Raw genomic sequence first — 3,260 nt, forward strand, 5'->3', positions numbered from 1 at the left:
CCTACGGACCACGCAATTGGGCTTACACCGCTCAAGGCTCAAGCGTACTCGAACCCTCCTCCGTTTACGACAATGGCAAAACCACAACATTTACATTTCCAGACAACCAAGAAATCCCTGCCATTTATATTGTCAACAATGACGGTACAGAATCGCTGGTTCCCAAAACCACAAGAGGCAACATGGTTATTGTCCATGCCATTAGCGCGCGCTTCACCCTAAGAAAGGGAAGAAACGTCCTATGCGTCTTTAACGAAGCCTATCAACCAAAAGGCATAAATCCAGATACCGGAACAACCTCACCAGCTGTTGAACGTAAAATTGCATCAGATCTTTAAATAAGCGGGAATTGAAGGGGACAACAAATGAGCGATAAACCAATCATCGAAGATCGAGGATCAATTGAGGGTGGCAAAAATAATACATCAAAATCGGATACAAAAAAAATAATCATTATTATAGCTTTTGTAGGATTTTGCGCATATGTGCTTTGGAATATATTTTCAACACAACCCACCCCAAAAAACACGGCAAATATTCATAAAAAACAAGACTTTAATAACTCAGTTGCTCCCTTAGAATTAGTTTCAGCTGAATCACAAGCAAAAATTCCTCCAGTTACACTACCAACACCAACGAAAACACCAGAAAAAATAGTTGAACATGATCCTTTACTTGATGCTGCACAACGTGCTCCCGTATTGGCTTTTACGAGCAATCCCCCCCCTTCTTCAACTCAAATGCCGAGAAATAACTATAGTAATAATATAAATGAAACTCCCAATAATGATTCACAAAATTTTTCCTCACTTCTAAAGCCTACAAAAATAGAAGGTACAAGAGCTGGGCTCATGGGAAATAGAAACTTTATCATCGCCATGGGAACTTCTATTCCCTGTATATTAGAAACCGCATTAAACAGCGACCAACCAGGCTTTGCAAGCTGCATAATCAACCGCGATATCCTCTCTGACAATGGGCGTGTTGTTTTACTTGATAAGGGAACACAAGTTGTTGGTGAATACCGAGGAGGGCTTAAAAAGGGTCAATCTCGTCTCTTTGTGCTCTGGACAAGAGCAAAAACACCAACCGGTGTCATCATCAATCTTGCATCTCCCGCAACTGATAGTTTAGGTAGAGCTGGTTTTGACGGAAACGTCAACACCCATTGGTGGGAACGCTTCAGTTCAGCATTATTACTCACCGTTGTTGATAGCGTTACAACAAACCTAACCAATAAAAAGAAAGGCAATTCTAACTCAGGTGGTGGTTTCAACAGCTCTGAAGCAAGCAATATCGGAAAAGATACAGCCACCGTTGCCCTTGAAAATCAAATCAACATCCCGCCTACCCTAGAAAAATTTCAAGGCGAACTCGTCAACATCTTTGTAGCAAGAGATCTCGATTTTTCATCTGTCTATAAACTAGTAGTAACAAGCAAAAGGTATCACTCTACTCCCAGCTATTCCTTTTTTCATTAAGCCAATAAAGTCACATTATGCCATCAGCCAAAAATGCAGAACAAGCCTCTATCGTTTTAACAAAATTAAAAATCTTAGATGACTTCCTCAATAATGAGAATTTATTTGAAATTGTCATCAATCGCCCCGGCGAAGTAATCGTTGAGGGTCCAGATGGTTGGCAAACCCACATCTTAAAAGAACTAACCTACGGCGAACTAGAAGGAATTGCTAAAGTTGTTGCTGCCTATACAACTCAGAAAATCAGTGTAGAAACCCCCGTTCTCTCCGCAACACTACCAAACAACGAACGCATACAAATTGTTATGCCTCCAGCTGTTGCAGCCAATACCATTAGCATGACCATTCGTAAACCTTCATCACGCACTTTTTCTCTTGAAAGTTTACATGAAAACAATCTGTTTTCTGTCGCCAAAAACACTAGTTTTACACCCACACAACAAATGACTGAACGATTATCCGAACTCTCTGATACAGAAAAAGAACTAACAGATTTATTTCTGGCCAAAGATTTTTGCAACTTTTTAGAGAGATCCGTTATTACACAACAAAATATCTTAATATCGGGCAAAACCGGTTCAGGGAAAACAACCCTCTCCAAAGCTTTAATTGAAGACACACCAGAACTTGTCGTTCCGCACGCCAACAAAGTCCAACTCTTTTATTCAAAAGATAACCAAGGCTTAGCAAAAGCAGGTGCAAAAGAACTGCTTGAATCAGGCTTACGCATGCGCCCCGACAGAATCCTCCTACAAGAGCTGCGTGATGGTACAGCCTTTTACTATATCCGTAATGTCAACTCTGGTCACCCAGGCTCCATTACTACCGTCCACGCCTCAACAGCCCTTGCAGCCTTCGAACAAATGACCCTTTTAGTCAAAGAAAGTGACGGTGGTGGTAATTTAGCACGCGATGATATCCGCGGCTTATTAATCTCGATGATAGATGTCATCATCCAATGTAAACGCCTCGAAGGAAAATTTCGTGTAACAGAAATCTATTACGACCCCTTCAAACGCCGTGATGCTTTTTAAAAACTGTCGAAATGACTTAAATAACTCATTCATATCTTTCGCAAAGTATACATCTTATCCTTTTGCATTCTTTTCAAAAGTTTTAAGCGTTTTCGCATTAGAAATAGACATATCAAATGGTAATCCTCTTTCATCAACAACTTTAGCTAAGGAAATTCGTATGAAATCAGACACCGTAAGTCCTAAACTTGCTAATATTTCACCAGCTTCTTTTTTCAACTTCTTATCTATATTTGCTCGAACAACATCTTTTGAATCTACGGCTACACTCATAGTAAAACTCCTTTAGTTACCTTCTTATGTGTGGATAGAATTAGTTATAATAACAAGTTTCTAATGTTATAAATTTCTTTATCGCGAAACATCTTTTGACTTTGTTTGCGCTATCACATTTTTTAGCTCTTGTGTATGTCTCTGTTGCAAAAATTTAACTGCTGTTTGAAGCTCGTTCACAAGCTTTTTATCTTGAAGCTGATTTTTGGATATTGCTTTTGACACGTCAAAGTCTTGTTTATGAATGGCATCCTGTCCAAAACGTTTATCTAAAGCACTTTGTAGCTTTAAAAACTCTTGATTGATCTGCTCTGGTATCTTTGAATAACTATCACGACCAGCTTCAACATTTTTCATAAAAGTCACTGCTTCTTGTGAAAGTGACGGAACCTCTACTTTTAACTGTTCACGCTCCCGCGTAAAACTATCCATATGTATCTCATAAGAATTCTTATAAAAGGATTGAAGCTCT

4 protein-coding genes and 1 pseudogene are annotated in these 3,260 nt (G+C 39.3%); 3 read left to right on the forward strand and 2 right to left on the reverse strand.

Annotated features, from left to right (window positions below; all coding sequences use genetic code 11):
• From PVV63_RS10060 to virB11, 3 genes are all read left to right on the forward strand, one after another.
• On the forward strand, window positions 1-338 hold a 338-nt coding region (locus PVV63_RS10060), incomplete at its 5' end, for a TrbG/VirB9 family P-type conjugative transfer protein (protein ID WP_273791734.1).
• A gap of 27 nt (window positions 339-365) precedes the next feature.
• On the forward strand, window positions 366-1,481 hold the full coding sequence (gene virB10, locus PVV63_RS10065; protein WP_273791735.1) for a type IV secretion system protein VirB10: 1,116 nt from the start codon (window positions 366-368) through the stop codon (window positions 1,479-1,481).
• Between the two features lie 17 nt (window positions 1,482-1,498).
• Window positions 1,499-2,515: a P-type DNA transfer ATPase VirB11 gene (gene virB11, locus PVV63_RS10070; RefSeq protein ID WP_273791736.1), complete on the forward strand. Its 1,017-nt coding sequence runs from the start codon at window positions 1,499-1,501 to the stop codon at window positions 2,513-2,515.
• 54 nt (window positions 2,516-2,569) lie between these two features.
• Here virB11 and PVV63_RS10075 read toward each other — a convergent pair whose 3' ends face one another.
• Together PVV63_RS10075 and PVV63_RS10080 are read right to left on the reverse strand one after the other, a co-directional pair.
• Window positions 2,570-2,788: a type II toxin-antitoxin system RelB/DinJ family antitoxin gene (locus PVV63_RS10075; protein ID WP_208439671.1), complete on the reverse strand. Its 219-nt coding sequence runs from the start codon at window positions 2,786-2,788 to the stop codon at window positions 2,570-2,572.
• A 78-nt stretch (window positions 2,789-2,866) separates the two neighbouring features.
• Window positions 2,867-3,260 (reverse strand): annotated as a pseudogene (locus PVV63_RS10080) (adenosine monophosphate-protein transferase); the annotation flags it as partial.

Origin of the sequence: Bartonella sp. CM31XJBT (assembly GCF_028618555.1) — a bacterium.
In the GTDB taxonomy this organism is placed as follows: Bacteria; Pseudomonadota; Alphaproteobacteria; order Rhizobiales; family Rhizobiaceae; genus Bartonella.